At 60.8% G+C, this 25,157-nt stretch carries 22 protein-coding genes; 13 read left to right on the top strand and 9 right to left on the bottom strand.

The annotated features are described in order from the left end of the window. The coding region (locus AAAB16_RS11685; RefSeq protein WP_340663466.1) for an efflux RND transporter permease subunit at window positions 1–3,052 on the bottom strand (3,052 nt) is incomplete at its 3' end. A gap of 11 nt (window positions 3,053–3,063) precedes the next feature. Then, window positions 3,064–4,221, bottom strand: coding sequence for an efflux RND transporter periplasmic adaptor subunit (locus tag AAAB16_RS11680; RefSeq protein ID WP_340663465.1), 1,158 nt, complete (start codon window positions 4,219–4,221; stop codon window positions 3,064–3,066). 152 nt (window positions 4,222–4,373) lie between these two features. Here AAAB16_RS11680 and AAAB16_RS11675 point away from each other — a divergent pair, with 152 nt between their 5' ends. The 4 genes from AAAB16_RS11675 to cueR all read left to right on the top strand — a co-directional run bounded on the left by AAAB16_RS11675 (window position 4,374) and on the right by cueR (window position 8,792). Next, window positions 4,374–5,000 (top strand): TetR family transcriptional regulator, encoded by a 627-nt coding sequence (locus tag AAAB16_RS11675; protein ID WP_340663464.1) that lies wholly within the window; start codon window positions 4,374–4,376, stop codon window positions 4,998–5,000. Window positions 5,001–5,035: 35 nt separating this feature from the next. Further along, the gene (locus AAAB16_RS11670) at window positions 5,036–5,425 is read left to right on the top strand and encodes a hypothetical protein (RefSeq protein WP_340663463.1); all 390 of its coding nucleotides are present in this window, start codon (window positions 5,036–5,038) and stop codon (window positions 5,423–5,425) included. Between the two features lie 572 nt (window positions 5,426–5,997). Next, window positions 5,998–8,397, top strand: coding sequence for a heavy metal translocating P-type ATPase (locus tag AAAB16_RS11665; RefSeq protein ID WP_340663462.1), 2,400 nt, complete (start codon window positions 5,998–6,000; stop codon window positions 8,395–8,397). Then, window positions 8,394–8,792, top strand: coding sequence for a Cu(I)-responsive transcriptional regulator (cueR, locus tag AAAB16_RS11660; protein WP_340663461.1), 399 nt, complete (start codon window positions 8,394–8,396; stop codon window positions 8,790–8,792). The genes AAAB16_RS11665 and cueR overlap by 4 nt, the downstream gene beginning before the upstream one ends. Before the next feature lie 38 nt (window positions 8,793–8,830). Here the strand turns inward: cueR and AAAB16_RS11655 are convergent, their stop codons facing one another. The 3 genes from AAAB16_RS11655 to AAAB16_RS11645 are packed head-to-tail and all read right to left on the bottom strand — an operon-like array spanning window position 8,831 to window position 10,541. Next, window positions 8,831–9,418 (bottom strand): LON peptidase substrate-binding domain-containing protein, encoded by a 588-nt coding sequence (locus AAAB16_RS11655; RefSeq protein ID WP_340663460.1) that lies wholly within the window; start codon window positions 9,416–9,418, stop codon window positions 8,831–8,833. A 48-nt stretch (window positions 9,419–9,466) separates the two neighbouring features. Next, complete coding sequence (locus AAAB16_RS11650; protein WP_340663459.1) at window positions 9,467–10,180, bottom strand: LrgB family protein; 714 nt, start codon at window positions 10,178–10,180, stop codon at window positions 9,467–9,469. Further along, the gene (locus AAAB16_RS11645; RefSeq protein ID WP_340663458.1) at window positions 10,173–10,541 is read right to left on the bottom strand and encodes a CidA/LrgA family protein; all 369 of its coding nucleotides are present in this window, start codon (window positions 10,539–10,541) and stop codon (window positions 10,173–10,175) included. The genes AAAB16_RS11650 and AAAB16_RS11645 overlap by 8 nt, the downstream gene beginning before the upstream one ends. Before the next feature lie 223 nt (window positions 10,542–10,764). Between AAAB16_RS11645 and AAAB16_RS11640 the strand changes: the two genes are divergently transcribed. The 5 genes from AAAB16_RS11640 (at window position 10,765) to AAAB16_RS11620 (ending at window position 14,877) form a co-directional block, all read left to right on the top strand. Next, window positions 10,765–11,220: a MaoC family dehydratase gene (locus AAAB16_RS11640; RefSeq protein WP_110618091.1), complete on the top strand. Its 456-nt coding sequence runs from the start codon at window positions 10,765–10,767 to the stop codon at window positions 11,218–11,220. A 169-nt stretch (window positions 11,221–11,389) separates the two neighbouring features. Then, window positions 11,390–13,120, top strand: coding sequence for a C13 family peptidase (locus tag AAAB16_RS11635; protein WP_340663457.1), 1,731 nt, complete (start codon window positions 11,390–11,392; stop codon window positions 13,118–13,120). A gap of 35 nt (window positions 13,121–13,155) precedes the next feature. Further along, window positions 13,156–13,797 carry an oxidoreductase gene (locus AAAB16_RS11630; RefSeq protein WP_340663456.1) on the top strand — a complete coding sequence of 214 codons (642 nt, stop codon included), beginning with the start codon at window positions 13,156–13,158 and terminating at the stop codon, window positions 13,795–13,797. A gap of 81 nt (window positions 13,798–13,878) precedes the next feature. After that, window positions 13,879–14,190 carry a DUF5629 family protein gene (locus AAAB16_RS11625; RefSeq protein WP_340663455.1) on the top strand — a complete coding sequence of 104 codons (312 nt, stop codon included), beginning with the start codon at window positions 13,879–13,881 and terminating at the stop codon, window positions 14,188–14,190. 75 nt (window positions 14,191–14,265) lie between these two features. Further along, the gene (locus AAAB16_RS11620) at window positions 14,266–14,877 is read left to right on the top strand and encodes a class I SAM-dependent methyltransferase (RefSeq protein ID WP_340663454.1); all 612 of its coding nucleotides are present in this window, start codon (window positions 14,266–14,268) and stop codon (window positions 14,875–14,877) included. Between the two features lie 9 nt (window positions 14,878–14,886). On the opposite strand, the gene AAAB16_RS11615 is transcribed toward AAAB16_RS11620, so the two are convergent. The 4 genes from AAAB16_RS11615 to AAAB16_RS11600 form a co-directional block, all read right to left on the bottom strand. Beyond that, on the bottom strand, window positions 14,887–15,180 hold the full coding sequence (locus AAAB16_RS11615; RefSeq protein ID WP_340663453.1) for a YceK/YidQ family lipoprotein: 294 nt from the start codon (window positions 15,178–15,180) through the stop codon (window positions 14,887–14,889). Next, window positions 15,173–15,802, bottom strand: coding sequence for a flavin prenyltransferase UbiX (gene ubiX / locus AAAB16_RS11610; protein WP_110618192.1), 630 nt, complete (start codon window positions 15,800–15,802; stop codon window positions 15,173–15,175). Before ubiX ends, AAAB16_RS11615 begins: the two co-directional genes overlap by 8 nt. 3 nt (window positions 15,803–15,805) lie before the next feature. Then, window positions 15,806–17,158, bottom strand: coding sequence for a UDP-N-acetylmuramate:L-alanyl-gamma-D-glutamyl-meso-diaminopimelate ligase (gene mpl, locus AAAB16_RS11605; protein ID WP_340663452.1), 1,353 nt, complete (start codon window positions 17,156–17,158; stop codon window positions 15,806–15,808). A 206-nt stretch (window positions 17,159–17,364) separates the two neighbouring features. Further along, window positions 17,365–19,263, bottom strand: coding sequence for a sigma-54-dependent Fis family transcriptional regulator (locus AAAB16_RS11600; protein WP_340663451.1), 1,899 nt, complete (start codon window positions 19,261–19,263; stop codon window positions 17,365–17,367). 289 nt (window positions 19,264–19,552) lie between these two features. On the opposite strand from AAAB16_RS11600, the gene AAAB16_RS11595 reads away from it, so the two are divergent. From AAAB16_RS11595 to eutC, 4 genes are all read left to right on the top strand, one after another. Beyond that, window positions 19,553–21,073 (top strand): aldehyde dehydrogenase family protein, encoded by a 1,521-nt coding sequence (locus tag AAAB16_RS11595; RefSeq protein WP_340663450.1) that lies wholly within the window; start codon window positions 19,553–19,555, stop codon window positions 21,071–21,073. A gap of 353 nt (window positions 21,074–21,426) precedes the next feature. Next, on the top strand, window positions 21,427–22,797 hold the full coding sequence (gene eat, locus AAAB16_RS11590; RefSeq protein WP_340663449.1) for an ethanolamine permease: 1,371 nt from the start codon (window positions 21,427–21,429) through the stop codon (window positions 22,795–22,797). 214 nt (window positions 22,798–23,011) lie between these two features. Continuing rightward, window positions 23,012–24,406, top strand: coding sequence for an ethanolamine ammonia-lyase subunit EutB (locus AAAB16_RS11585; protein ID WP_340663448.1), 1,395 nt, complete (start codon window positions 23,012–23,014; stop codon window positions 24,404–24,406). A 60-nt stretch (window positions 24,407–24,466) separates the two neighbouring features. Next, the coding region (gene eutC / locus AAAB16_RS11580; RefSeq protein WP_340663447.1) for an ethanolamine ammonia-lyase subunit EutC at window positions 24,467–25,157 on the top strand (691 nt) is incomplete at its 3' end.

Raw genomic sequence — 25,157 nt, 5'->3', positions numbered from 1 at the left:
TCATAAAGGTGGCCAGAATGGTCGCCGCCAGCATGCCGCCAATCACCCCGGTACCAATCGAATGACGACTGGCCGAGCCTGCGCCCGTGCTAATGGCCAACGGCACGCAACCGAGAATAAACGCCAGCGAGGTCATCACAATGGGGCGGAAACGTAGCTTGGCGGCTTCCAGCGCCGAGTCGTAAATACTCATGCCTTCGCTGCGGCAGAGCACGGCAAACTCGACGATCAAAATGGCGTTTTTCGCCGCCAGGCCAATCAACGTCACCAGGCCAACCTGGAAGTACACGTCGTTCTGAATGCCCCTCAGCCACACGGCGAGAATGGCGCCAAACACGGCAAACGGCACCGCCGTTACCACCGCCACCGGCAACGTCCAGCGTTCGTACTGCGCGGCGAGAATCAGGAACACCATGACCAAACCAAACACAAACGCCGTGCTGCCCGAACCTTGCGAAGCCAATTCCTGATAGGCCTGGCCAATCCAGCCCAAGCTGTAGTCGCCGCCCAGGGTTTCATCGGCCACTTCCTGCATGGCCTGCAACGCCTGCCCAGAGCTATAACCCGGCGCCGGCCCGCCGAGTACTTTGGCCGCCGGATACACGTTAAAGCGCGCATAGCTGTCCGGCCCGAGAATGCGCCGCACGCTGACCAGCGATGACAACGGAATCAGCTCGCCACTGGCCGAGCGCACATACACCTGGCTCAAGTCCTCAGGCTTACGGCGGAATTCGGACTCAGCCTGCAAGCTCACCTGCCAGGTCCGACCAAACAAGGTGAAGTCGTTAACGTAGTAGCTGCCAAAGGTGGTCTGCATGGCAGTAAACACATCGTTAATCGCCACGCCCAAGGCCCGCGCTTTGATGCGGTCGAGGTCGATGTAGTACTGCGGCACATCGGCGTTAAAGGTGGTGTTGACCCCGGCCAGTTCCGGGCGTTTGGCGGCAGCGGCCATAAATTTATGCACGATGGCCTGCAGCTGCTCGCTGCTGCCGCCGCTGCGGTCCTGGATATACGCCTCAAAGCCGCCCGTGGTGCTCATACCGGTAATCGGTGGCGGGTTAAAGGTCATGACCATGGCGTCTTTCTGCTGCGCGCCCATGCCCATAAACGCGCCGGGCAAGTTGCGCGCGTCCAGCTCGGAGGTGGTGCGTTCGCTCCAGTCTTTCAGCGGAATAAACGACACCCCGGCGTTGCTGCGGGTGCCAAAGGTCAACACGTCGAAGCCGGCAAAGGTCACCACGTCTTGCACCGCCGGGTGTTTCATCAGTTGCTCGGTGACCGCGCTGGTAACCTTCTCGGTGCGGGTCAACGACGCCGCAGGTGGTAGGAAGTAGGCATTGATCACGTAGCCCTGGTCTTCATCCGGCACCAGCGAGCCCGGCACGCGGCCGAACAGCACCACCATCAAGGCGATCATGCCGCCGAACAGCAATAAACCAATAAACGAGCGTTTAAGGAAAAACACCACGCCGCGGCTATAGCCGTTAGTGGCCTTTTCAAAGAAGCGGTTAAACCAGCGAAACGGTGCCGCCGGTTCGCTGTGTTCGGGTTTGAGCAGCAAGGCGCAGAGTGCTGGCGACAGGGTCAGCGCCACCAGCCCGGAAACCATCACCGACACGGCAATGGTGATGGCGAACTGTTTATACATTTGCCCAGCCAGGCCGCCGAGAAAGCCCACCGGTATAAACACCGCGCAGAGCACCAGCACAATGGCGATGATCGGCCCGGTCACCTCCTCCATGGCCTTGATCGCCGCATCGCGAGGCGGCAACTTTTCCGTGCGCATCACCCGCTCGACGTTTTCCAGCACCACAATCGCGTCATCCACCACGATGCCGATGGCCAGCACCATGCCAAACAGGGTCAACAAGTTGATGGAGAAACCGAGCATATACATGCCGGCAAAGGTGCCGATCAACGACACCGGAATCGCCAGCACCGGAATCAGCGTGGCGCGCCAGTTCTGCAAGAAGATAAACACCACCAGCACCACCAACACCAAGGCTTCGAAGAAGGTGTGGATCACCTCGGTGATGGAAACGGTGACGAACTTGGTGGTGTCGTAGGGGATTTTGTAGGTGATGCCCGACGGGAAGCGCTTGGCCAGGCGCTCCATGGTCTGGTTCACCGCGGCTGCCGTATCGAGGGCATTGGCACCCGGTTGCAGGTAGATACCAAAGGCGGCGTTTTGCTGACCATTGAGGGTGGTCATCAGCGAGTAGTCCTGCGCGCCCAACTCCACCCGTGCCACGTCTTTAAGCCGCAAGCTGGCGCCGGTGTTATCGGTGCGCAGAATAATATTTTCGAACTCTTTGGGGTCGGCAAATCGCCCTTGGGTGGTCACCGTATAGGTAAAGTCCTGCTCCTGGGTCAGCGGCTGGCGGCCAAAACTGCCAGCGGCAAACTGCGAGTTCTGCTCCTGAATGGCATTCACCACATCGGTGGGCGTGAGGTTGTACTGCGCCAGTTTGTCCGGGCGCAGCCAAATGCGCATGGAGTAGTCTTTGGAGCCGAACTGGCTGGCGTCGCCCACGCCTTTAAGGCGTTTAAGTTCGTCGATCACGTTAATCAGCGCGTAGTTGCTGATAAAGATCGGATCGCGGGAACCGTCCGGGGAATACAGGGTGATGACTTGCAAGATGTCGGAGGATTTCTTCTCCACCTTCACCCCTTGCCGACGCACCTCTTCCGGCAACTTGGCCAGCGCCGCCTGCACCTTGTTGTTGACGTTGATGGTGGCCTGGTCCGGGTCGGTGCCCACCTGAAAGTACACGGTCAGGCTCATGGCGCCGCTGCTGTCGGAGTTGGACAACTGGTAAATCATGTTTTCCACGCCGTTGATTTCCTGCTCCAACGGCGCGGCCACGGTTTCGGCAATCACTTGGGAACTGGCACCGGGGTAACTGGCGGTCACCGACACCTGCGGCGGGAGAATTTCCGGGTACTGAGAAATGGGCAGCGAGCGCATGGCCGCCAGCCCGGCGAGCACAATCACCACGGAGATCACCGTGGCAAAGATCGGTCGATCAATAAAGAAGCGAGAAATCACGGCAACGCTCCTTAGGCTTTTTTATCGGCGGGTTCGGCTTTGGCTTCGCTGGCGTTGACCGGCGTATCCGGCCGCACTTTAAGCACGCCCTCAACAATCACCTTGTCGCCCACCGCTACGCCAGACTCGATCACCCAGCGCCCCTCGGACGTCGCTCCGGTCGCCACCTGGCGGGCGCGCGCCACGCCCTGCTCGTCAACCACATAGACAAAGGTGCCCTTTGGTCCTTGCAGCAAGGCGCGCTCCGGCACGGTGACCGCATTGGGGCGCACCAAACCTTTGATCACCACGCGCATAAACTGCCCCGGCAGCAACTTTTGCTCCGGGTTGGGCACCACGGCGCGGGCACTGACGGTACCGGTGCCGCTGCTGACAAAGCTGTCGGTAAAGTCGACGCGGCCTTCCATGGGGTAAGTGCTGCCGTCACCAAACTTCAACTGAGCAAACAGCTTGCCGTCATCAGGCAAGGACAACTTGCCGCTTTGCACGCCTTCGCGCAGGCGCTCGGCTTCGGTGTCGGGGTAGGCGAAGTTGACGTACAGCGGGTCGAGTTGGGTGAGTTGGGTCAGCAGGCTGGCGTTGGCGTCGGAAGCCACCACCAAGCTGCCCTCGGAGACAGTCTGCTTACTGGTAATGCCGGAAATCGGTGCCACCACCGTGGTGTAGTCCAGATCAATCTGCCGCGACTCGACATCGGCTTTGGCCGCTTCGACATTGGCTTTGGACTGCTCGAAGTTGGACACGGCGTTATCCAGCTCGCTTTCACTGGCAAAGCCTTTCTTTTGCAGCTCGCGAATACGCTTGAGGTCGCGGTCGGTTTGCCGGTAACGCGCCTGCGCTTGGGCCAGGGCGCCATTGGCACGCATCAGCGCCGCCTGGTAAGGGCGCGGGTCGATGCGAAACAGCACCTGCCCGGCTTTGACCTTGCTGCCTTCGTCATAAGTGCGCTGCAACAGAATGCCGTTCACCTGGGCGCGCACCTGTACTTCGCGGTATCCCGCGGTGCGCCCGGAATATTCCAGCACCAACGGAAACGTTTCGGCGTGGGCCACTTCCACCGTCACTTCTGGTGGCGGTGGTGCCGCGGCAGCCGGTTTATCGGCGGCCTGAGCGAGGGTGCTGAACATAACCAGGGCAAGCGCAACATAAGACGATACGGCGTAAGGCATAACGGTCTCCATGACCAAGCGCATCAGTAGAAAACGGCAATCCGCAGCGGCCGATACATACAAGAGCGTTTGTAAAACAGCTCAAGGTATTACACTCACCCAAACGCCCCGCTCGAACTGAACAGAGCCTAGTCAGAAATAGCCCAACCGCCATGCGCCGAACCAAAGAAGAAGCAGAGAAAACCCGTAGCGCCATTTTGCTGGCCGCCGAAGTGTTGTTTCTGCAAAAAGGCGTGGGCCATACCACCCTCGAGCAGATTGCCAAAACCGCTGACGTCACCCGTGGTGCGGTGTATTGGCACTTCCAAAATAAAGCCCATCTGTTTCACGAAATGCTCAACCAGGTGCGCCTGCCGCCCGAGCAAATGGCTGAACTGCTGTCGGCCGACAACCACCGCGAGCTGCAAACCCTGCGTGATATTTGTGTCGATGCCCTGATTAATCTGGTGCACGACGAGCAACGCCGGCGAATCATGACCATCCTGCTGTTTCGCTGTGAGTTCACCGATGACCTGCGTGAAGCCGAAGACCGCCACAACGCCTTTGTTCGGCAATTTATTGACCTGTGCGAAGCGTTATTTCAGCGCGCGGCCGGGCAGGGCCAATTGCACCCCGCCATGACGCCACGCTTGGCGGCACTGACCCTGCATGGCTTGGTGATTGGTTTGTTCAGTGACTATCTGCGCGACCCGCAGCTGTATGACCCCGAGCGAGACGCTGGGGCGATGGTCGACGCGATCTTCCGCGGCCTGGCCCGCGAATGGCCGTTGAAGGACTAACCTTGGTGGTAATTGCTAGCGGGAGCGCCCTGAGCATGCGTGCATTGTTATTTGTTTGGCTGTTGATCGCCGCCACGTTCGTCCAGGCCGAATTCGCTGAGGCGCCGACGCCGCAGTCGGATGGTTATGGGGTGCTGATTATTTCCCGCGAGCGCTTGGAGGTGGGCAGCCCGTGTGACGTTGGCCTGTACCTGCAGGACCAGTTGGCGGCGCGGTTATGGCAGGGGCAATCAGTGGCGTTTAATTTGCCGCCGGGGGCGATCTCGGTGCGGTTGGGGTTGTTGGGGCCGGGGGTTTGTTCGCCGGGGATTAGTCAGGCGACCAGTATTTCGGTGGATTTGATTCCGGGGGAGATTCGGCGGTATCGGATTGGGTTGAATACTACGGGGTTGTATTTGTTGCAGGCGCCGGCGTTGAATCAGTGAGGGTTTGCTGGATTCATTAACGCGTGGGCTGAGTGTTCGGTTTCGCGCCTTACGCGATTACTCCGTAGGGTGTGCTGTGCGCACCAGCCTTTGCTTTTGGTTTGGTGGTTTCGTCATTACCGCGCGCGCTGAGCGTTTTGTTTCGCGCCTTACGCGCTTGCTCCGTAGGGTGTGCTGTGCGCACCAGCCTTTGCTTTTGGTTTGGTGGTTTCGTCATTACCGCGCGCGCTGAGCGTTTTGTTTCGCGCCTTACGCGCGAGTTTCTTTTTTCAGTCGCCAAAAAAGAAACCAAAAAGGCTTGCCCCTACCTTGGCCTTCCGCTGCGCTCCAGGTCCCCTCGCTGCGTCGTTGTTCCAGGGGTCGGCGTGCAGGGCCATCCATGGCCCCACGCCTGTCGCGGCTCCTGCCGCTCCACCCCCTGCTCAACGACTCCACTCGGCCTGCGCTAAAGGGGCGGGTAGATCACAAGCCAGATCAAGAGCGGATCAAGAGCTCGGGGGGCGGTATGTTTGTGCTTGACCTTCCCCGTAGGTCAAGGTTGATCCTCTAGTCGAATCCAGCGGAGAGCAGCCATGTCCACTTTTCAAGCGTTCGACTTGCCCATTCAAGGTATGACCTGTGCCGGTTGCGCTGTCCGTGTGGAGCGGGCGTTGCAGAAGGTGCCGGGGGTGCAGCAGGCGAGTGTGAATCTGGCCACTGAGTTGGCGCGGATCGAGGCTCCGGTAGGGGCTCTGCCACAGCTTGTTGAGGCGGTGGAGGGCGCTGGCTATAAGGTCGCCAGCCAACGCGTGGAGTTGGCTATCGGCGGTATGACCTGCGCTAGCTGCGCTGGCCGTATTGAGCGGGCGTTGGCGCCGGTGCCGGGGGTGCAAAGTGTCAGCGTTAATCTGGCTACTGAACGCGCGGTGTTGCAGGTGCTCGGCGGGGTGAAAACTGATGCGCTGTTGGCCGCGGTACAACACGCGGGGTACAGCGCCAGCCCCATTAGCGCCGCCCAGCCCCAGCAAGATCCGCAAGCCCGTTTGCAAAAGGAACGCTGGGCGGTGGCGCTGGCGTTGTTGTTATCGCTGCCGCTGCTCGCTCCGATGTTGTTGGAGTGGACTGGTCTGCACTTGATGCTGCCGGCGTGGGTGCAATTTGCCTTGGCTACGCCGGTGCAATTTATCTTCGGTGCGCGGTTTTATGTGGCGGCGTACAAGGCGGTGCGCGCTGGTGCCGGCAATATGGATTTGCTTGTGGCCTTGGGCACCAGCGCCGCCTACGGGTTGAGCCTGTATCAATGGTGGGCGGCGCCCGCCGGTGCCATGCCCCATCTGTATTTTGAAGCCGCCGCCGTGGTGATCAGCCTGGTGCTGCTGGGGAAATACCTGGAAAGCCGCGCCAAGCGCCAGACTGCCAGCGCCATCCGTGCCCTTGAGGCGCTGCGCCCGGACACCGCTGTGCGCCTGCGGGGCGACGTGGAGGAAAGCGTGGCCATCAGCGCCATCGCGTTGGGTGATCTGATTGTGGTGAAACCGGGTGAACGTTTTGGCGTGGATGGCGAAGTGGTGGACGGCCAGAGCCATGCCGATGAGGCGCTGATTACCGGCGAGAGCCTGCCCCAGGCCAAGCAGCCGGGCGACCGGGTCACCACCGGCGCCATCAATGGTGAAGGCCGTTTGCTGGTGCGCACCTTGGCCTTGGGCGGCGAAACCGTGTTGGCGCGGATTATCCGCCTGGTGGAAGACGCCCAGGCGGCCAAGGCACCGATTCAAAAGCTGGTGGATCGGGTCAGCCAGGTGTTTGTGCCGGTGGTCATTGTCGCCGCCCTGCTTACCCTTTTCGGCTGGCTGCTGGCCGGCAGCGGCGTGGAAACCGCGCTGCTCAATGCCGTGGCGGTGTTGGTGATTGCCTGCCCGTGCGCCCTCGGTTTGGCCACGCCGACAGCGATCATGGCTGGCACCGGTGTGGCGGCCAAACACGGCATTCTGATCAAGGATGCGCAAGCGTTGGAGATCGCCCATAAGGTCAGTGTGGTGGCCTTTGATAAAACCGGCACGCTGACCTCTGGCAGCCCGCAGATCGTGCACGTGGCGGCCAGCGATGAGAGCGGCCTGCTGCGCCTGGCCGGCGCGCTGCAGCGGGGCAGCGAGCATCCGTTGGCCCAAGCAGTGCTCGACGCCTGCCAAACCCAGGCCCTGGATCTGCCCTCCGCCGCCGATGTACGTGCCCTGCCCGGCCGCGGTATTGCCGGTACGGTAGCTGGCCAACAGTTGGCCTTGGGTAATCGCCGCCTGCTGGATGAAAGCAGCCTGCCAGGCGAGCATTACCAGGCTCAAGCCCAAGCCTGGGAAGCCGAAGGGCGGACGTTGTCCTGGCTGTTGGAGTTGCAACCGACGCCGCAGGTGTTGGGCCTGCTGGCCTTTGGCGACAACCTCAAACCCGGCGCTGCCCAAGCCATCGCCGCGCTGCGTAAACGCCATATCACCTGCCACCTGATCAGCGGCGATAACCAGGGCAGCGCCCAGGCCGTCGGTACTGCGCTGGGCATCGACTCGGTACATGCGCAGGTACTGCCCGGGGATAAATCGGCACTGATCAATGGCCTGAAACAGCACGCAACCGTGGCCATGGTTGGCGACGGCATCAACGATGCTCCGGCGCTGGCGGCTGCCGATGTCGGTATCGCCATGGGTGGCGGCACCGATGTGGCCATGCAGGCGGCCGGGATTACCCTAATGCGCGGCGACCCACGCCTGGTGCCAGCCGCGCTGGACATCAGCCGACGCACGTATGCCAAGATCCGGCAAAATCTGTTCTGGGCCTTTATCTACAACCTGGTGGGCATTCCGCTGGCGGCCTTTGGCCTGCTCAATCCCATGCTGGCGGGTGCGGCCATGGCGCTGTCGAGCGTGAGCGTGGTGAGCAATGCACTGCTGCTCAAACGTTGGAAGCCGCCGTTTGAAACTGAGCAAAAGGAGAACGAGCAATGAACATTGGCCACGCGGCAAAACGCTCTGGCCTGAGCGCCAAGATGATTCGCTACTACGAGGCCATCGGCCTGCTGCAACAAGCGCACCGTAGCGAAGCCGGCTACCGCTTCTACCAGCCGCAAGACCTGCACACCCTGGCGTTTATCAAACGCTCGCGGGACCTCGGTTTTTCGTTGGAAGAAGTCGGCAAACTGCTCACCCTCTGGCAAGACCGCCAACGCGCCAGCGCCGATGTCAAAGCCCTGGCCCGCGAGCATATCGATGAGCTCAACCGCAAAATCGACGAACTCACCAGCCTGCGTGACACCCTGCAAGAGCTGGTACACACCTGCCACGGCGACGACCGCCCGGATTGCCCGATCTTGAAAGACCTGGAAAAAGGCTGCTGTGCCTAGGCGCTGAGTGCTTGCTCGGCGGGGCTGGGCCAAACACCCTAGGCGTTCATTTCGCTTTGAAACTCGTCGAGCATCGCCTGAATCATATCCAGCCGCTCCAACGGATCATCCACCGCCAGCAAGATGAGTTTTTGCGCCGGCTCAAACGGCAACAGGTAAGCCAGCTGGTAGCTCAAGCTCTGTTGCCCATTGGCGCCCATGCCCATGCCCAATTCTTCAACCATGCGGTGCTCAGCCAGCGCTTGCAGCAACACGGCCAGGTCGGCATGTTCGGGTAACAACGGCAGGTCAGCCGGCTCGTCGCACCATACGATTTCAGCGGTCATCAATTGGTCGCGTTGCACGTGCGCGCGTTTTACTTCGAAGCGCCGCCCGCCTTCTACGCGAATACCCAGCAGGCCGTTTTCGCGCTGTGTCCAGTCGCGAATCAGCGCCTCGCAGCCCACCGGCGAAAACCGGCTCGGGGCGTCGCCTACTTCTTCGCCTTCAATAATGCACATCACGCCAAAGCCTTCATTGCGCTTCATGCAGGCGCTGATCATGTCCAGATAACGCGCCTCGAAAATCTGCAGGTCGAGCACGCAGCCGGGAAACAACACCACATTCAAGGGGAACAGCGGCAGCATGGTTTTTCGCTCCTGGCTGGATGGATTCGTTAGGGCTGTGACAACCGATCAGCTAAAAAGCGCCACCACCAAGGGTAGCGCCACCGCCGTGCCGACGCCCATCAGGCTCATGGCCAGGGCGGCAAACGCGCCACATTCCTCACCCTCTTGCAACGCTCGCGAGGTGCCCACGGCATGCGCGGTCATGCCCATGGCCAGGCCCTGAGCAGCGGGATGGCGCACGCCAATGCGGCGCAGCAGTTCCGGGCCGAGGATGGCGCCGATAACACCGGTGATCAATACAAACACCGCCGCCAACGCGGCGATGCCGCCAATCTGGTCGGCTACCAACATGGCAATCGGTGAGGTCACCGACTTGGGCGCCATGCTCATCAGCATCACGTGGTCGGCGCCAAACCACCAGGCCAGCAGCACGCCCATGCCAGTGGCGACCACGCCGCCAAACAATAGGGTCAGCAAGGTTGGCCAGAGCAGTTGGCGAATACGTTTAAGGTTAAGAAACAGCGGCACGGCCAGGGCTACAGTGGCCGGGCCGAGAAAAATGGTCAGGGCTTTGGCGCTGTCTTTGTACTCGTCATAGCTAAGGCCACAGGCCAGCAATACGCCGATCACCGCCAACATCGAGACCAATACCGGCTGGAGGAAAAACCAGCGAGTTTTCTCGTACGCCGCCAGCGCCAGCTGATAGGCGCCGAGGGTTACGCCTACGCCAAACAACGGGTGATGAATAAGCGCCTGCCAGGCGCCGGCGAAATCAAACATCGTGCTCACCCCGCTTGCGTTGCTGGCGGTCGATGAGTTTTTGCATCAGCCAGCCAGCAAACAGCATCGACAGCAACACCGACAGCACCAGCGAACCGCCTACGGCCCAAAAGTCGGCGGCAATCGCCTTGGCGTACACCATCACACCCACGGCTGCCGGCACCAGCAGCAGCGGCAAATAACGCAGCAAGCTGGAGGAGGCTACAGAAATCGACTCAGCCACTTCGCCCTGCCAGATCAGATACGCCAGCAGCAGCACCAGACCAATAATCGGCCCCGGCAACATATGCAAAAACAGCACATTCAAGACTGTGCCAAGCAGTTGGAAAACCACCAACCAAGTCAGGCCACGTAACAGCATGGAGTTCTCCAATAACCGAGCGGGCGCAGCGCAGCCACCCGTGCAAAAGCGCGACGGTCATTATAAGCATGCTAAGCAAAGCGCCCCAACCGCAGCGGTGCGCCCGCTGTATGCACTGCCATTCGCACAAACGATTCAGGGTTGACCGACTTAAGTGCGCGTGATGATCTAGGGTCAATGGACGCGTTAAACAAAAACAAAACCTGTCTCCCAAGGAGGACATATGCCATTGGTACCCGTCGCTGACCTGCAATCCTACATCGGCAAAGAACTTGGCCACTCCGAGTGGCTGACCATCGACCAGAACCGCATCAACCAATTCGCCGAATGCACCGGCGATCATCAATTTATCCACGTCGACCCGGAAAAGGCGGCCAAGACCCCTTTCGGCACCACAATCGCCCACGGTTTTCTCTCGCTGTCGTTGATTCCGGTGCTGATGGAAAAAATCGCCCTGGCTCCTGAAGGGCTAAAAATGGCCGTCAACTACGGCCTTGATAGCGTGCGTTTTATCCAGCCGGTAAAGGTCAACTCGCGCGTGCGCGTATCGGCCAGCGTGATTGACGTGACCGAGAAAAACCCAGGGCAATGGCTGCTAAAAGCCAAAGTCACCCTGGAAATCGAAGGTCAGGCCAAACCGGCGTATATCGCTGAATCGCTGAGTTTGTACTTCGTCTGAGGTACTAACTTCCCACAAACAAATAGGGCGCTCAGGCGCCCTATTTGTTTGTGGGGTGTGCGGTGCGCATAGCACACCCGAGCAGAGCAAAAGCCCAGCAGCCCGTCACACGAAACCAGCCACCTTTGCGGCATACTCTGGCCACAGTTCCCAACACGGACGTTGCGCCATGCCCCGTCTCCTCCTCCTCGCTCCCCTGGCCTTGGCCGTGCTGTTGACGGCCTGCGGCAAAGGCGAACCCATCACCCCAGCGAATGCCATCCTCCCCGATGGCGGCCGTTACCGCGGCGAAGTCATCGACGGTCTATTGCAAGGCAAAGGCCGGATCGACTACCCCAACGGCAGTTGGTACGCCGGCGAATTCAAAGACGGCATGATGCAGGGCCAAGGCGAGTTGCAGCACGCCGACGGCACCCACTACATCGGTGAGTTTATGGCCGGCGACTTTGCCGGCCAGGGCAAGCTGACCTACAGCGAAGGCAGCAGCTACGAGGGCGGCTTTAAAGCGGGGGTCAAGGACGGCGTCGGCAGCTTGAAAATCAAAGGTGGCGATACCTACCAGGGCGAGTTCAAAAACGACCTCTACCATGGCATCGGCAAACTAACGCGCACCGACGACAGCGGCTTTGCAGGCAGCTTTAGCAAGGGCGAGCCCGAGGGCTTCGGCACCACTACTGACGAGCGCGGCAATCAGCTAGGTGGCACCTTTAAAAACGGCAAGCTCAACGGTGAAGGCACGTTTAAAGATAGCGAAGGCGCCAGCTACACCGGCGGTTTCAAAAACTCGATGTTCGATGGCAAAGGCCGTTACGAAACCGCCGACGGTGATAGCTGGATCGGCACCTTTAGCCAAGGCGGCCTCAGCGGTAAAGGCGAGGTAAAAGATGCCGAAGGCAACCATTACATCGGCCAATTCAAGCAATGGCGCTATAACGGCGAGGGCGTGCTCAACCTGGCGGATGGCAGCCGCTACAGCGGCCACTTTGCCCACAACCGCTATGACGGCAGCGGCACCCTGACCCTGGCCGACGGCACCACGCAAAGTGGCACCTGGAAAGCCGGCACCCTGGTCCGCGACGCCCAAGGAAATGCCCTGCCCGACCCACTGGAAGTCGGCCTACTAGAGCAAGGCAAACTCCTCGACAGCGCCTTGGCCGCCGTTCCCCAATCAACTCCCGCCGTTGAGCTCTATAGCCTGACCCTGGCCGGTGACGGCAACCAAAGCGTGTTTCTGCGCGAGGCCGATTTCGTTAACAAATTACTTAGCGAACGTTTCAGCGCCCACGGCCAGATCACCTTGGTCAACCACCGCGACCATATGCTCGACCGCCCCCTGGCCACCCGGGAAAACCTGCGCCGCGCCGTTAAAACCCTGGCCGAACGATCGGGGCCGGAGGACATGGTATTTGTCTACCTTACTAGCCACGGCTCACGCGACCACCAATTGAGCCTGGTCCAGCCCGGCTTGCAGTTGAGCAATATGCCCGCCAGCGAATTGGCGGAACTGCTTTTGCCACTAAAGAGTCATTACAAAGTGATAGTGGTGTCGGCATGCTTTGCTGGTGGTTTTATCCCTGAACTCAAGGATGACAAGACCCTGGTGATGGCCGCCGCGCGCAGCGACCGAACCTCGTTCGGCTGCTCTGACGAGGCCGATTTCACCTACTTCGGGCGCGCGCTGTTCGCCGAAGCATTAAGCGCTACCGATGACCTCGAACGCGCCTTCGAGCAAGCTAAAGCCAGCGTGGCCAAACGCGAGAAGGAAGACGACTTCGAACCATCGGAGCCACAAATCTGGGCGCCCAAGGGCGTACTCACGCAGTGGCGCAAATTGCGCGAAGGCCAGGCTAAACAAGCGTTGACGGCTAATGCCACAAACAAAGCCAGCGGCACCAACTAGACTGAGGGTGTTGGTACTCAGGAGGGACGACAGCCATGTATTTGACCCCGCAAAATATCCTGCTCACCGGCGCCACCGGCCTGACCGGCGAACACTTGCTCGACCGTCTGCTCAGCGAGCCGACCGTACAGCGCGTGTTGGCCCCCACGCGCCGCGCGCTGGCCGAACACACCCACCTGGACAACCCGCAGGGCGACCTGCTGACCCTGTTGCCGACCCTGGAAGGCAAACAGGACATCGCCTTCTGCTGCCTGGGCACCACGATTAAACAAGCCGGCTCGCAGGAAGCGTTTCGCGCGGTGGATTACGACATGGTGCTGGCCGTCAGCCAGCGCGCGCGCGATCTCGGCGCGCGACATTTCTTATTGATCAGTGCGATGGGCGCCAACCCCAAATCATCCGTTTTCTACAACCGGGTAAAAGGCGAAGTGGAACAGGCACTGATTGCGCAAAACTGGCCACAGCTGACCATTGCCCGCCCCTCGCTGCTGATTGGTGATCGGGTAGAACCGCGCCTGGGCGAACGCCTGATGGCGCCGATCATGCGCTGGATTCCAGGCAAGTACCGCGGCATTCCGGCGTGCACATTGGCCCGGGCGTTGTGGCGCTTGGCACTGGAAGAAGGCGAAGGCGTGCGCATTGTTGAATCGGACGAATTGCGCCGCCTCGGACGCTGATACCATCGCCACCATTCCCCTTGCCGAGCGGACCTTAGCGACCAGCTAGGGCCGCTGGTTTTTATCCGTAAGAGAGCCGTTATGACCACCACCCTGCTCACCGTCCTGCAAACCGCCGATATGCTGGAAATCAACGGCCTGTATGCCTGGCAATTCGAACTGCACAGCGACCCGGCGCACACCGGCCCGGCGCTGCGCATCGAATGCATGGACGGCCGCGACCTGCGTAAATGGCAGTTCAGCCTGGAGCAGATTGCTGCGGCGCAGCACAACGTCGCCACCGATAGCTGGGCGATCAGCGACGACAAAGCCACTCACGAACTCAAAGCGTTGGCGGGTATTAACGCCGGCAACGACGATGACACCCCGGACGACGACGTCGCCGATCTATAAGGTGTGCTGGCAGGGTAAACAGCTCGGTGCGCACAGCACACCCTACGGAGTCCGCCTGTAACCGAGAATTTATGCATGGGCTTCTACGACCGCCATATTCTCCCGCACCTGATTGACCTCGCCTGTGGCATGGGTGCGGTGATGAAAGCGCGTGCGCAGATCGTGCCGCAGGCCCAGGGCCGGGTGCTGGAAATCGGTATTGGTAGCGGCCTTAACCTGGCGTTCTACGACCCGGCCAAGGTGCAGCAGATTGTTGGCGTTGACCCGTCCGCCGATATGCAAGCACTAGCCCGCGAGCGTGCGGCGAAGATCAGCATTCCAGTGGAAATGATTGCCCTGGAGCTAGGGCAAATACAGGCGCCCGCCGCCAGTTTTGACAGCATCGTCTGCACCTTTACCCTGTGCACCATTGCTGATGCGGTGGCCGCGCTCAAAGAAATGCGCCGGGTGCTAAAACCGGCTGGGCGCTTGTGGTTTTGTGAACATGGCATGTCCCCGGATCTGCCCGTGTTGCGCTGGCAAAACCGGCTGACGCCGATCTGGAAACCGCTGGCCGGCGGCTGCCATTTAAACCGCGATATTCCCCAGTTGATTACCGAGGGCGGGTTCAAGATTGGCGAGTTGCAGACTCGCTATTTGAAAGGGCCCAAACCGATGACCTATGTGTACTCGGGCTGGGCCGAGTAACGACCCAGCCTACAGGCCGCCGCTGACGCCCAAACTAAACCCCAACGCCGCCGCCAACGACAGTGGCAGCAACAAGGTGTCCAGCAACGCGCTGGCGGGTAAATCCAACCCCGCGTACTTCGGCGCCTCAGCACCAAACCGGTCCAGCGGACAACAGCCGCCGTTCAGGCTGTACCAATCCAGCCGCGTGCCGGCATACACCACCGGCGCTCCCGGCTTGGCCGCGTTCAGAGTACGGCTGGTGGCGCAACCCGCTAGCTGCGCGGCGAGCAGCACCAGCAACACGGCAGTGGGCTTACTCATTGCTGCTCAGGTGATGCTCACCCCAGCGCGGCAACATGTCTTGTGGAATGCCCAGCACATTAAGGATGCGTGCGACGACAAAGTCGATCAGGTCGTCGATGGTTTGCGGCTGGTGATAAAAGCCGGGCGCTGCCGGCAAAATCACCGCGCCGAGGTTGGAGAGCTTGAGCATATTTTCCAGATGGATGCTGGAAAACGGTGCCTCACGCGGCACCAGAATCAGCTGCCGACGTTCTTTCAGCGCCACATCGGCGGCACGCTCGATCAGGTTATTGCAAGCGCCCGTGGCAATCGCCGACAACGTGCCGGTGGAACACGGCACCACCACCATCGCCCCCGGCGCACCGGAGCCCGAGGCCGCTGGGGCCATCCAGTCCTCTTTGCCGTATACGCGAATTTGCCCTGGGGCAGCGCCGGTGTATTCGGTGAGAAACAGCTGCATAGACTGCGGTTTGGCCGGCAGGCTGACGTCGGTTTCGGTGGCCATTACCAACTGCGCCGCCTTGGAAATCAGAAAGTGCACCTCGCGCTCTTCCTGCACCAGACAGTCGAGCAGGCGCAGGCCGTATTGCGCGCCGGAAGCACCGGTCATGGCCAGGGTGACGCGTTCGGGTCCGCTCATCATTTAGGCCTCCAACGCCGCAGCGAGTTTGCCGTGCAAGCCGCCAAAACCGCCATTGCTCATGACCACCACCTGGGTGCCGGGTGTGGCCTGGGCTTTTACCGCGGCAATGATGGCTTCCAATGAATCGCACACCTGCGAGGGCACCGTGCAGCTGGCGGTGGTGGCGGCCAAGTCCCAACCGAGGTTAGGCGGCGCAAACCAGTACACCTGGTCGGCCTGGGTAACCGAATCCGGCAACCCATCACGGTGCGCGCCGAGCTTCATCGAGTTGGAGCGCGGTTCGATAATGGCGATCACCTGGGCATCGCCCACACGCTTGCGCAGCCCGTCGAGGGTGGTGGCAATGGCGGTGGGGTGGTGGGCGAAGTCGTCGTAGATGGTGACGCCCTTGACTTCAGCGACCTTCTCCATGCGCCGCTTTACGTTCTTGAACGCACTCAAGGCTTCCACGCCCTGGGCCGGCACCACGCCCACATGGCGGGCAGCGGCCAAACAAACCAAGGCGTTGGCGACGTTGTGCTGGCCGGTCAGCGGCCAATCGACCACGCCCTGCGCTACACCTTCAAAGCTCACTTCAAATTTAGAGCCGTCTTCACTCAGCAACCTGGCTTGCCACTGCGCGCCGGGGCCGCTGGTTTGCACCGGGGTCCAGCAGCCCATCTCGATCACCCGCTTAAGCGCGGTTTCCGCCGCCGGGTAAATCACTAAACCTTCGCTGGGGATGGTGCGCACCAGGTGGTGGAACTGGCGCTCGATGGCGGCCAGGTCGGGGAAGATATCGGCGTGGTCGAATTCGAGGTTATTTAGAATCGCCGTGCGTGGGCGGTAGTGGACGAACTTGGAGCGCTTGTCGAAAAAGGCGCTGTCGTACTCATCGGCCTCAACCACAAAAAACGGCGTACCGCCCAAGCGCGCCGATACGGCGAAATTCTGCGGCACACCGCCAATCAAAAAGCCCGGGCTCATGCCGGCATGCTCCAACACCCAAGCCAGCATGCTGCTGGTGGTGGTTTTGCCATGGGTACCAGCAACGGCCAACACCCAGCGGCCCTGTAACACATGGTCGGCCAACCACTGCGGACCCGACACATACGGCAGGCCCTTGTTCAGCACGTACTCCACCGCGGGGTTGCCACGGGACAACGCATTGCCGACCACCACCAGATCGGGGGCGGGGTCCAGGTGCGCCGGGTCGTAGCCTTGCATAAGCTCAATGCCCTGGGCTTGCAGTTGAGTGCTCATGGGCGGGTAAACGTTGGCGTCCGAACCGGTCACCCGGTGGCCCAACTCTTTGGCCAGCACCGCCAGCGAGCCCATAAACGTGCCGCAGATACCCAGAACATGAATATGCATAAACAACCTCAGACCAGCGAAACAAACAGGCCGGCAGGTTACCGCAGGCCGGGCACGGCGGGTAGTGATGGCTCGGGGCGGTGGGCGACGTTACCGGCAATATTCTGGGTCCCCGCCTGCACGGGGACGACGGACGTTTGCACCGTCATTCCCGCACAGGCGACGGTCCGACGACTCGGGTTCCAGAGTCGCTAAGCGAGGGCAGGTTACGGCCGCTCGATCCCGTGCTTATGCAACTTGCGGTACAGCGTGTTGCGACTAACCCCCAACTGCTCGGCCGTGCGGCTCATATGCCAGTGCTGTTGTTCCAGGATCGCCAGCAAGGTGCTGCGTTCGGCGGCATCCAGCGGCTGCTCGACCAGGGGCGTCGACACGCGCTTGGGTTGGCGGATCTCGGCCGGTAGGTCGCGCAGGCTGATGCGTTCGCCCTCGCATAACGCTGCCAAGGTACGCAGCACATTGCGCAACTGGCGCACGTTGCCGGGCCAGGCGAAGTCGAGCAGCGCGTGCCGCGCGTCCGCATCCAGGCGCAAGGTCTGGCCCTGGCTCTCCGCAGCGAATAGATGTTGCAGCAACTGCTCGCGGTCGCTGCGTTCGCGCAACGGCGGCAAGGCCAATACCAGACCGTTGAGGCGGTAGTACAGGTCTTCGCGAAAGCTGCCGTTGGCCACGTGTTCATTCAGGTCACGATGGGTGGCGCTGATCACTCGCACATTCACCGCTTGCGCGCTGCCACCGATGGGTACCACTTGGCGCTCTTCCAGCACACGCAGCAAACGGGTTTGCAAGGCCAGCGGCATATCGCCGATTTCATCAAGAAACAACGTGCCGCCATCGGCCTGTTGCAGCTTGCCTTGCATGCCTTCTTTGCGCGCGCCGGTAAAGCTGCCGCCGCGATAACCGAACAGCTCGCTTTCGATCAGGCTTTCCGGAATCGCCGCGCAGTTCAGCGCGACAAAGGCATGGGCCGCGCGCGAGCTGGCCTGATGGATGGCCTTGGCAAAGGCTTCCTTGCCGGTACCAGTTTCGCCGTTGATCAGCAGCGGCACATCCCGTTCAAACACCCGCAACGCCCGGCGAAACTCGCTTTGCAGGGCGACGTCGCCGAGGCACAGGCTGGCGGGAATATCGCTGGGCGCTTGTTTACTAACCAGGCGGCTGACCGGCTGCGGCTGGCTGCGCGCCACACCCCGCAGTTGGGCAAACAAGGCGCGGCCGTTATGGGTGCGCAGCGGCCAACTGCTGGCCAGTCCGGAACGACCAAACAGCTCATCCAAACGGCAATCGAAAAACGCTTCCAGCGGTTGGCCGATCAGGCTGCTGCGATTGGCGCCCAGGAGGTTCATGGCGCTTTGGTTGACCGCGCTGATCCGCCCCTCGCCATCAAAGGCCAGCAGGCCTTCGCTAAATAGGCCAACGTATTCGGCTTGCAGGTGAAAGCGCAGCAAGCCGTGGCCTTCAAAGCGGCGCAGGAAGTAGCAGCTTTCGATCATCTTCGCCGACAGGTTAACCAGCGCCATGGTGTGAAACTGGCTTTGCCGGGAAACGTCCTGGCGCGCCGAAGACACATCCAGCACCGCGAGCAGGTCGCCCTGGCAGTCGAACACCGGGCTGGCCGAGCAGGTAAGCCCGGTATGCCGGCCACGGAAGTGCTCTTCCTGGTGAATGGTCAGCGCCTGGCGTTCCACCAGGCAGGTGCCGATGCCATTGGTGCCCTCGCAGGCCTCACTCCAATCGGCGCCCAACCACAGGCCGGCGCGCTCAAAGGTTTTGCGCTCGGCATTGGCCGTCACGCTATTAAGAATGACCCCGCGGGCGTCGGTAAGCAGCACCGCATGGCCAGTGCCAGCCAGTTGCTGATACAGGCTGGTCATTTCGCCGCTGGCGATTTCCAGTACCTGTTGCAGCTGCTCGCGGCGCTCCAGCACGCGGGCATGTTCGAGCACGGTGGGCGCTATGGTTTGCCCGGGGTCGAGGTGATAGTCCTGCAGGCAGCGCAGCCAGGAACGGGCGATAGAAGGATCCGCAGCCGGGCCATCGGCTTGCGCCTTGCCCTGGGCCAACGTCATTACCTGCTGGGTATGACGGTTGAAATGACTCTGCATTGTTATTGTTCTCCGCAGTGTTGCCCGGCTGCACGTCACGGGGTGAGCGGGCCGCGCTGAGCATAGCGTGCCGCCAGCGCCAGGGCTGTACCAAGAGTGGGACAAACTGTCACCTGCTCTGTTGCATAACCGCCCATCAGTTGCCCAATGGCGCCAAGCCGCCACCGCCAATCCCCCGCCACCCGTGGCTTTGCGTTTTTCCCCCGGCGTGGCGCAGGCCTTGCTCTACGCTTAACCCAGCGCAATTGCGCCGACTCCCTACAAGCACAACAGCCAGGAGAACTTCACCATGCAATACGCACATCCGGGCACCAGCGGCGCCATCGTTTCGTTCAAAAGCCGCTACGGCAACTACATCAACGGTGAGTTCGTGGCCCCGGTAAAAGGCCAGTACTTCACCAATACCTCGCCAGTCAATGGCAAAGCCATCGCCGAATTCCCCCGCTCCACTGCCGAAGATATCGACAAAGCCCTCGACGCCGCCCATGCCGCCAGCGATGCCTGGGGCAAAACCTCGGCGCAGGACCGCTCCTTAGTGCTGCTGAAAATCGCCGACCGCATTGAAGCCAATCTGGAGCTGCTGGCCGTTACCGAAACCTGGGATAACGGCAAGGCCGTACGCGAAACCCTTAACGCCGACATCCCCTTGGCGGCCGACCACTTCCGCTACTTCGCCGGCTGCATCCGCGCCCAGGAAGGCAGCGCTTCGGAGATCACCGAACACACGGTGGCGTACCACATCCTTGAGCCGCTGGGCGTGGTCGGGCAGATCATTCCGTGGAACTTCCCACTGTTGATGGCCGCGTGGAAACTGGCGCCAGCACTGGCTGCCGGCAACTGCGTGGTACTTAAACCGGCCGAGCAAACCCCGCTGGGCATCGCGGTGCTCATGGAGCTGATTGGCGACCTGCTGCCGCCGGGCGTGCTCAATGTGGTGCAAGGCTTTGGCAAGGAAGCCGGCGAGGCGCTGGCCACCAGCAAACGTATCGCCAAAATCGCTTTTACCGGCTCGACCCCGGTAGGCTCGCACATTATGAAATGTGCCGCCGAGAACATTATTCCCAGCACCGTGGAGCTGGGCGGCAAGTCGCCGAATATCTTCTTTGAAGACATCATGCAGGCCGAGCCGAGCTTTATTGAAAAGGCCGCCGAGGGCCTGGTGCTGGCATTCTTTAACCAGGGCGAAGTGTGCACCTGCCCATCGCGGGCGTTGGTGCAGGAGTCAATCTATCCGGCGTTTATGGCCGAGGTGATGAAGAAAATCACCCAGATCAAACGCGGCGATCCGCTGGATACCGACACCATGGTCGGCGCTCAGGCCAGCGAGCAGCAGTTCGACAAAATCCTTTCCTACCTGGAAATCGCCAAAGGCGAAGGCGCAGAGCTGCTGACTGGCGGCAAGGTGGAGCAATTGTCCGGTGACCTCTCCACCGGCTATTACATCCAGCCGACCCTGCTTAAGGGCAATAACAAGATGCGTGTGTTCCAGGAAGAGATCTTTGGCCCGGTGGTAAGCGTCACCACCTTTAAGGACGAAGCCGAGGCGCTGGCGATTGCCAACGACACCGAGTTTGGCTTGGGTGCTGGCTTGTGGACCCGGGATATCAACCGTGCGTACCGGGTGGGTCGGGCAATTAAAGCAGGCCGTGTGTGGACCAACTGCTATCACCTGTACCCGGCGCATGCGGCGTTTGGTGGGTACAAGAAGTCGGGCGTGGGGCGCGAGACGCACAAGATGATGCTGGATCATTACCAGCAGACGAAAAACTTGCTGGTGAGTTACGACATTAATCCACTCGGCTTCTTCTAAATCGCTTAAAAGCCCCTCACCCCAACCCTCTCCCGTAAACGGGAGAGGGGGCCTGATCGGTTCTCCCGTAGATCGCGGTTTGGCTCCCCTCTCCCGCTTGCGGGAGAGGGGCTGGGGGTGAGGGCGCTTCATACGCACCATTGCGTACCTCACTGAATCGCTTGGTGCGCACAGCACACCCTACGGGGATCGGCGACTTACCAGTCACTTTTACCCGCGCACCAAAAACGACCCACATCCCACCAATCGCGACCTTTTCCCAACCCTTCGCAACATTTTGTTGCCACTGGCATGGCCGTTGCGTGAAGGCACCTGTCTTTCTGATCTGTTCAACACTCAGGGCGGGTAAATCAATGACTACAACAACACAACTCAAACCCACGCTTGGCACCCTGCATTTATGGGGGATTGCCGTTGGCCTGGTGATTTCTGGCGAGTACTTTGGCTGGAGCTACGGTTGGGGCACCGCTGGCACGCTGGGCTTTCTGGTCACCGCCTTGATGGTGGCGGCGATGTACACCTGCTTTATCTTCAGTTTCACCGAACTGACCACCGCCATTCCCCATGCGGGCGGCCCGTTCGCCTATAGCCGTCGCGCCTTTGGTGAAAAGGCCGGGTTGATTGCTGGCCTGGCAACCTTGATCGAGTTTGTATTTGCGCCACCGGCCATTGCGATGGCCATCGGTGCTTACCTGAATGTGCAGTTTCCGAGCCTGGATCCTAAACACGCCGCCGTCGGTGCGTACTTTGTGTTTATGACCCTGAACATTCTCGGCGTGCGCATTGCCGCCACCTTTGAGTTGGTGGTGACCGTGCTGGCGGTAGCCGAGCTGCTGGTGTTTATGGGCGTGGTGGCACCGGGCTTTAGCTTCAGCAACTTCGTGTTGAACGGCTGGTCGGGCGCTAACGAATTCACCTCGGCGTCGATCTCCGGCATCTTCGCGGCCATTCCGTTTGCCATCTGGTTTTTCCTGGCTATCGAAGGCGCCGCCATGGCTGCCGAAGAAGCCAAAGACCCGAAACGCACCATTCCCAAGGCCTATATCAGCGGCATTCTGACCCTGGTGTTCCTGGCTGTTGGCGTGATGATCATGGCCGGCGGCGTAGGCGATTGGACCAAGCTGTCGGGCATCAACGACCCACTGCCACAGGCAATGAAAACCGTGGTTGGGGAAAACTCCGGCTGGATGCATATGCTGGTGTGGATCGGCCTGTTCGGTCTGGTGGCCAGTTTCCACGGCATCATCCTGGGCTACAGCCGGCAGTTCTTTGCCTTGGCCCGCGCCGGCTACCTGCCTAAAGGCCTGGCCAAGCTGTCGCGTTTCCAGACCCCGCACCGCGCGATTATCGCTGGTGGCCTGGTGGGCATCGCCGCCATCTACTCGGACGGCTTGATCAACCTGCAGGGCATGAGCCTGACCGCTGCCATGATCACCATGTCGGTATTCGGCGCCATCGTCATGTACATCATCAGCATGCTTAGCCTGTTCAAACTGCGCAAAACCGAGCCGAACCTGGAGCGCACCTTCCGCGCCCCTGGCTACCCAATCGTGCCGGGTATTGCCTTGGCCTTGGCGGTGGTTTGCCTGGTGGCCATGGCGTACTTCAACACCGTGATTGGCCTGATCTTCCTGGGCTTTATGGCGATAGGCTTTGTGTACTTCCAACTGACCGCCAGCCAACGTGCCAGTGCACCGGCTGATGCGATGTTGACTGGCGTTTAACTGCCGCTCACTGTCCCGTAGGGTGTGCTATGCGCACCATCGCGCAACCCCAGCAAGCGCTGTGGTGCGCACGGCACACCCTACAAGAGCAACTCGCGTTTACCTGGGCCCGCAATGCGGGCTCAGCTTTTGTAGAACTTATTTGCGATGGTGCTGGACTAGACTGCGTTAGCCCCATCGCAAATGGGCTCTTGGAGCCAACAGAGGAGTGCCTATGGCCCGTTTTTCTCACTCGGTAGGCAGCGAAACCTACCGCTTCGACAGCCTCAAAGAAGTGATGGCCAAGGCCAGCCCTGCCCGCTCCGGCGACTACCTGGCCGAGGTCGCCGCCAGCAACGACGGTGAGCGCGTGGCCGCGCAAATGGCCCTGGCCGATATTCCCCTCAAGCATTTTCTTGATGAGGCACTGATTCCCTATGAGCAGGACGAAGTCACCCGCCTGATCATCGACACCCATAACGCCGACGCCTTTGCCCCGGTCAGTCACCTGACGGTTGGCGGCTTTCGTGACTGGCTGCTCAGTGATCATGCCCATGAGGCCAGCCTGCGCGCCCTGGCGCCGGGGCTAACGCCGGAGATGGCAGCGGCGGTTTCTAAAATTATGCGCGTGCAGGACTTGGTGTTGGTGGCGCAGAAGATTCGCGTGATCACCCAGTTCCGCGGCACCTTGGGTTTGCAGGGGCGGCTGTCGACCCGCCTGCAACCCAACCACCCCACCGATGAGCCAGCCGGCATTGCCGCGAGCATTCTCGACGGCCTGCTGTACGGCAATGGCGATGCCATGATCGGCATCAACCCGGCCACCGACAGCATTGCCTCGATCTGCGCCATGCTGGAAATGCTCGACGCGATTATTCAGCGCTACGAAATTCCCACCCAGGCCTGCGTGCTCACCCACGTCACCACTTCGATTGCCGCCATTGAGCGCGGCGTGCCGCTGGACTTGGTATTCCAATCCATCGCCGGCACCGAAGCGGCCAACGCCAGCTTTGGTATCAGCCTGAAGGTGCTGCAAGAAGGCTACGAAGCCGGGCTGAGCCTTAAGCGCGGCACCTTGGGCAATAACCTGATGTACTTCGAAACCGGCCAGGGCAGCGCACTGTCGGCCAACGCCCACCATGGCGTCGACCAGCAAACCTGCGAAGCGCGCGCCTATGCAGTGGCGCGGCATTTCAAACCGTTTTTGGTCAATACCGTGGTGGGCTTTATCGGCCCCGAGTACCTGTACAACGGTAAACAGATTATTCGCGCCGGCCTGGAAGACCACTTCTGCGGCAAGCTCTTGGGCGTGCCGATGGGCTGCGATATTTGCTACACCAACCACGCCGAAGCCGACCAGGACGATATGGACATGCTCCTTACCCTGCTCGGCGTGGCGGGCATCAACTTCATCATGGGCATCCCCGGCTCCGACGACATCATGCTCAACTACCAAACCACTTCGTTCCACGACGCCCTGTATGCCCGGCAAACCCTCGGCCTGCGCCCGGCGCCGGAGTTTGAAGCGTGGTTGCAGCGCATGGGCATCTTTACCCAGGCCGATGGCCGGGTACGGTTTGGCGAGCAGTTGCCGCCGGCATTCAGGCAGGCGCTGGCGCAGCTGAGTTAAGCGCCGCCCCTGGTAGGGTGTGCCGTGCGCACCCATACGGTCATCGTTTAAGGACCCGCAATGGACACTGATGCAAGCACCACCACCGGCATCACCGGCAGCACTGACAATCCCTGGCAGGAGCTGCGCCGCCTGACGCCTGCGCGCATTGCCCTGGGCCGCGCTGGCACCAGCCTGCCGACCAACGCCCAGCTCGATTTCCAATACGCCCACGCCCAAGCCCGCGATGCGGTGCACTTGCCGTTCGATCACGCCGCCCTTAGCGCGCAACTGGCCGAACGCGGCCGCCCTAGCCTGCTGCTGCACAGCGCCGCCACTGACCGCCATAGTTACCTGCAACGCCCGGACTTGGGCCGCAAGCTCAGCGCCGAATCCGCGCAAACCTTACGCGATTACGCCCAGGCCAATCCGGGTGGCATCGACCTGGCCATCGTCATTGCCGACGGCCTCTCGGCCCTGGCCGTGCATCGCCATAGCCTGCCCTTCTTGCAACGCTTGGAGGAACAGGCTGCTGCTGACAACTGGAGCCTGTCGCCGGTGATTTTGGTGGAACAAGGCCGCGTTGCCGTGGCCGATGAAGTGGGCGAACTGCTCGGTGCGAAAATGGTGGTGATCCTGATCGGTGAGCGCCCAGGCCTCAGTTCGCCCGATAGCCTGGGCCTGTATTTCACCTATGCACCCAAGGTTGGCCTGACCGACGCCTACCGTAACTGCATCTCCAATGTACGCCTCGAAGGCCTGAGTTATGGCA

Source organism: Pseudomonas sp. (assembly GCF_037994325.1).
Taxonomy (GTDB): domain Bacteria; phylum Pseudomonadota; class Gammaproteobacteria; order Pseudomonadales; family Pseudomonadaceae; genus Aquipseudomonas.
The sequence above is the reverse complement of the archived record's forward strand: the minus strand, read 5'-3'. Positions and strand labels throughout refer to the sequence as shown.

What these genes read in the sequence shown, in the direction of transcription:
- cueR (WP_340663461.1), top strand. Translation starts at nt 8,394, where the DNA reads ATGAACATTGGCCACGCGGCAAAACGCTCTGGCCTGAGCGCCAAGATG.
- AAAB16_RS11595 (WP_340663450.1), top strand. Translation starts at nt 19,553, where the DNA reads ATGCAATACGCACATCCGGGCACCAGCGGCGCCATCGTTTCGTTCAAA.
- mpl (WP_340663452.1), bottom strand. Translation starts at nt 17,158, where the DNA reads ATGCATATTCATGTTCTGGGTATCTGCGGCACGTTTATGGGCTCGCTG.
- AAAB16_RS11620 (WP_340663454.1), top strand. Translation starts at nt 14,266, where the DNA reads ATGGGCTTCTACGACCGCCATATTCTCCCGCACCTGATTGACCTCGCC.
- AAAB16_RS11635 (WP_340663457.1), top strand. Translation starts at nt 11,390, where the DNA reads ATGCCCCGTCTCCTCCTCCTCGCTCCCCTGGCCTTGGCCGTGCTGTTG.
- AAAB16_RS11665 (WP_340663462.1), top strand. Translation starts at nt 5,998, where the DNA reads ATGTCCACTTTTCAAGCGTTCGACTTGCCCATTCAAGGTATGACCTGT.
- AAAB16_RS11645 (WP_340663458.1), bottom strand. Translation starts at nt 10,541, where the DNA reads ATGCTGTTACGTGGCCTGACTTGGTTGGTGGTTTTCCAACTGCTTGGC.
- AAAB16_RS11615 (WP_340663453.1), bottom strand. Translation starts at nt 15,180, where the DNA reads ATGAGTAAGCCCACTGCCGTGTTGCTGGTGCTGCTCGCCGCGCAGCTA.
- AAAB16_RS11585 (WP_340663448.1), top strand. Translation starts at nt 23,012, where the DNA reads ATGGCCCGTTTTTCTCACTCGGTAGGCAGCGAAACCTACCGCTTCGAC.
- AAAB16_RS11670 (WP_340663463.1), top strand. Translation starts at nt 5,036, where the DNA reads ATGCGTGCATTGTTATTTGTTTGGCTGTTGATCGCCGCCACGTTCGTC.
- AAAB16_RS11675 (WP_340663464.1), top strand. Translation starts at nt 4,374, where the DNA reads ATGCGCCGAACCAAAGAAGAAGCAGAGAAAACCCGTAGCGCCATTTTG.
- ubiX (WP_110618192.1), bottom strand. Translation starts at nt 15,802, where the DNA reads ATGAGCGGACCCGAACGCGTCACCCTGGCCATGACCGGTGCTTCCGGC.
- AAAB16_RS11655 (WP_340663460.1), bottom strand. Translation starts at nt 9,418, where the DNA reads ATGCTGCCGCTGTTCCCCTTGAATGTGGTGTTGTTTCCCGGCTGCGTG.
- AAAB16_RS11625 (WP_340663455.1), top strand. Translation starts at nt 13,879, where the DNA reads ATGACCACCACCCTGCTCACCGTCCTGCAAACCGCCGATATGCTGGAA.
- AAAB16_RS11680 (WP_340663465.1), bottom strand. Translation starts at nt 4,221, where the DNA reads ATGCCTTACGCCGTATCGTCTTATGTTGCGCTTGCCCTGGTTATGTTC.
- eat (WP_340663449.1), top strand. Translation starts at nt 21,427, where the DNA reads ATGACTACAACAACACAACTCAAACCCACGCTTGGCACCCTGCATTTA.
- AAAB16_RS11600 (WP_340663451.1), bottom strand. Translation starts at nt 19,263, where the DNA reads ATGCAGAGTCATTTCAACCGTCATACCCAGCAGGTAATGACGTTGGCC.
- AAAB16_RS11630 (WP_340663456.1), top strand. Translation starts at nt 13,156, where the DNA reads ATGTATTTGACCCCGCAAAATATCCTGCTCACCGGCGCCACCGGCCTG.
- AAAB16_RS11640 (WP_110618091.1), top strand. Translation starts at nt 10,765, where the DNA reads ATGCCATTGGTACCCGTCGCTGACCTGCAATCCTACATCGGCAAAGAA.
- AAAB16_RS11650 (WP_340663459.1), bottom strand. Translation starts at nt 10,180, where the DNA reads ATGTTTGATTTCGCCGGCGCCTGGCAGGCGCTTATTCATCACCCGTTG.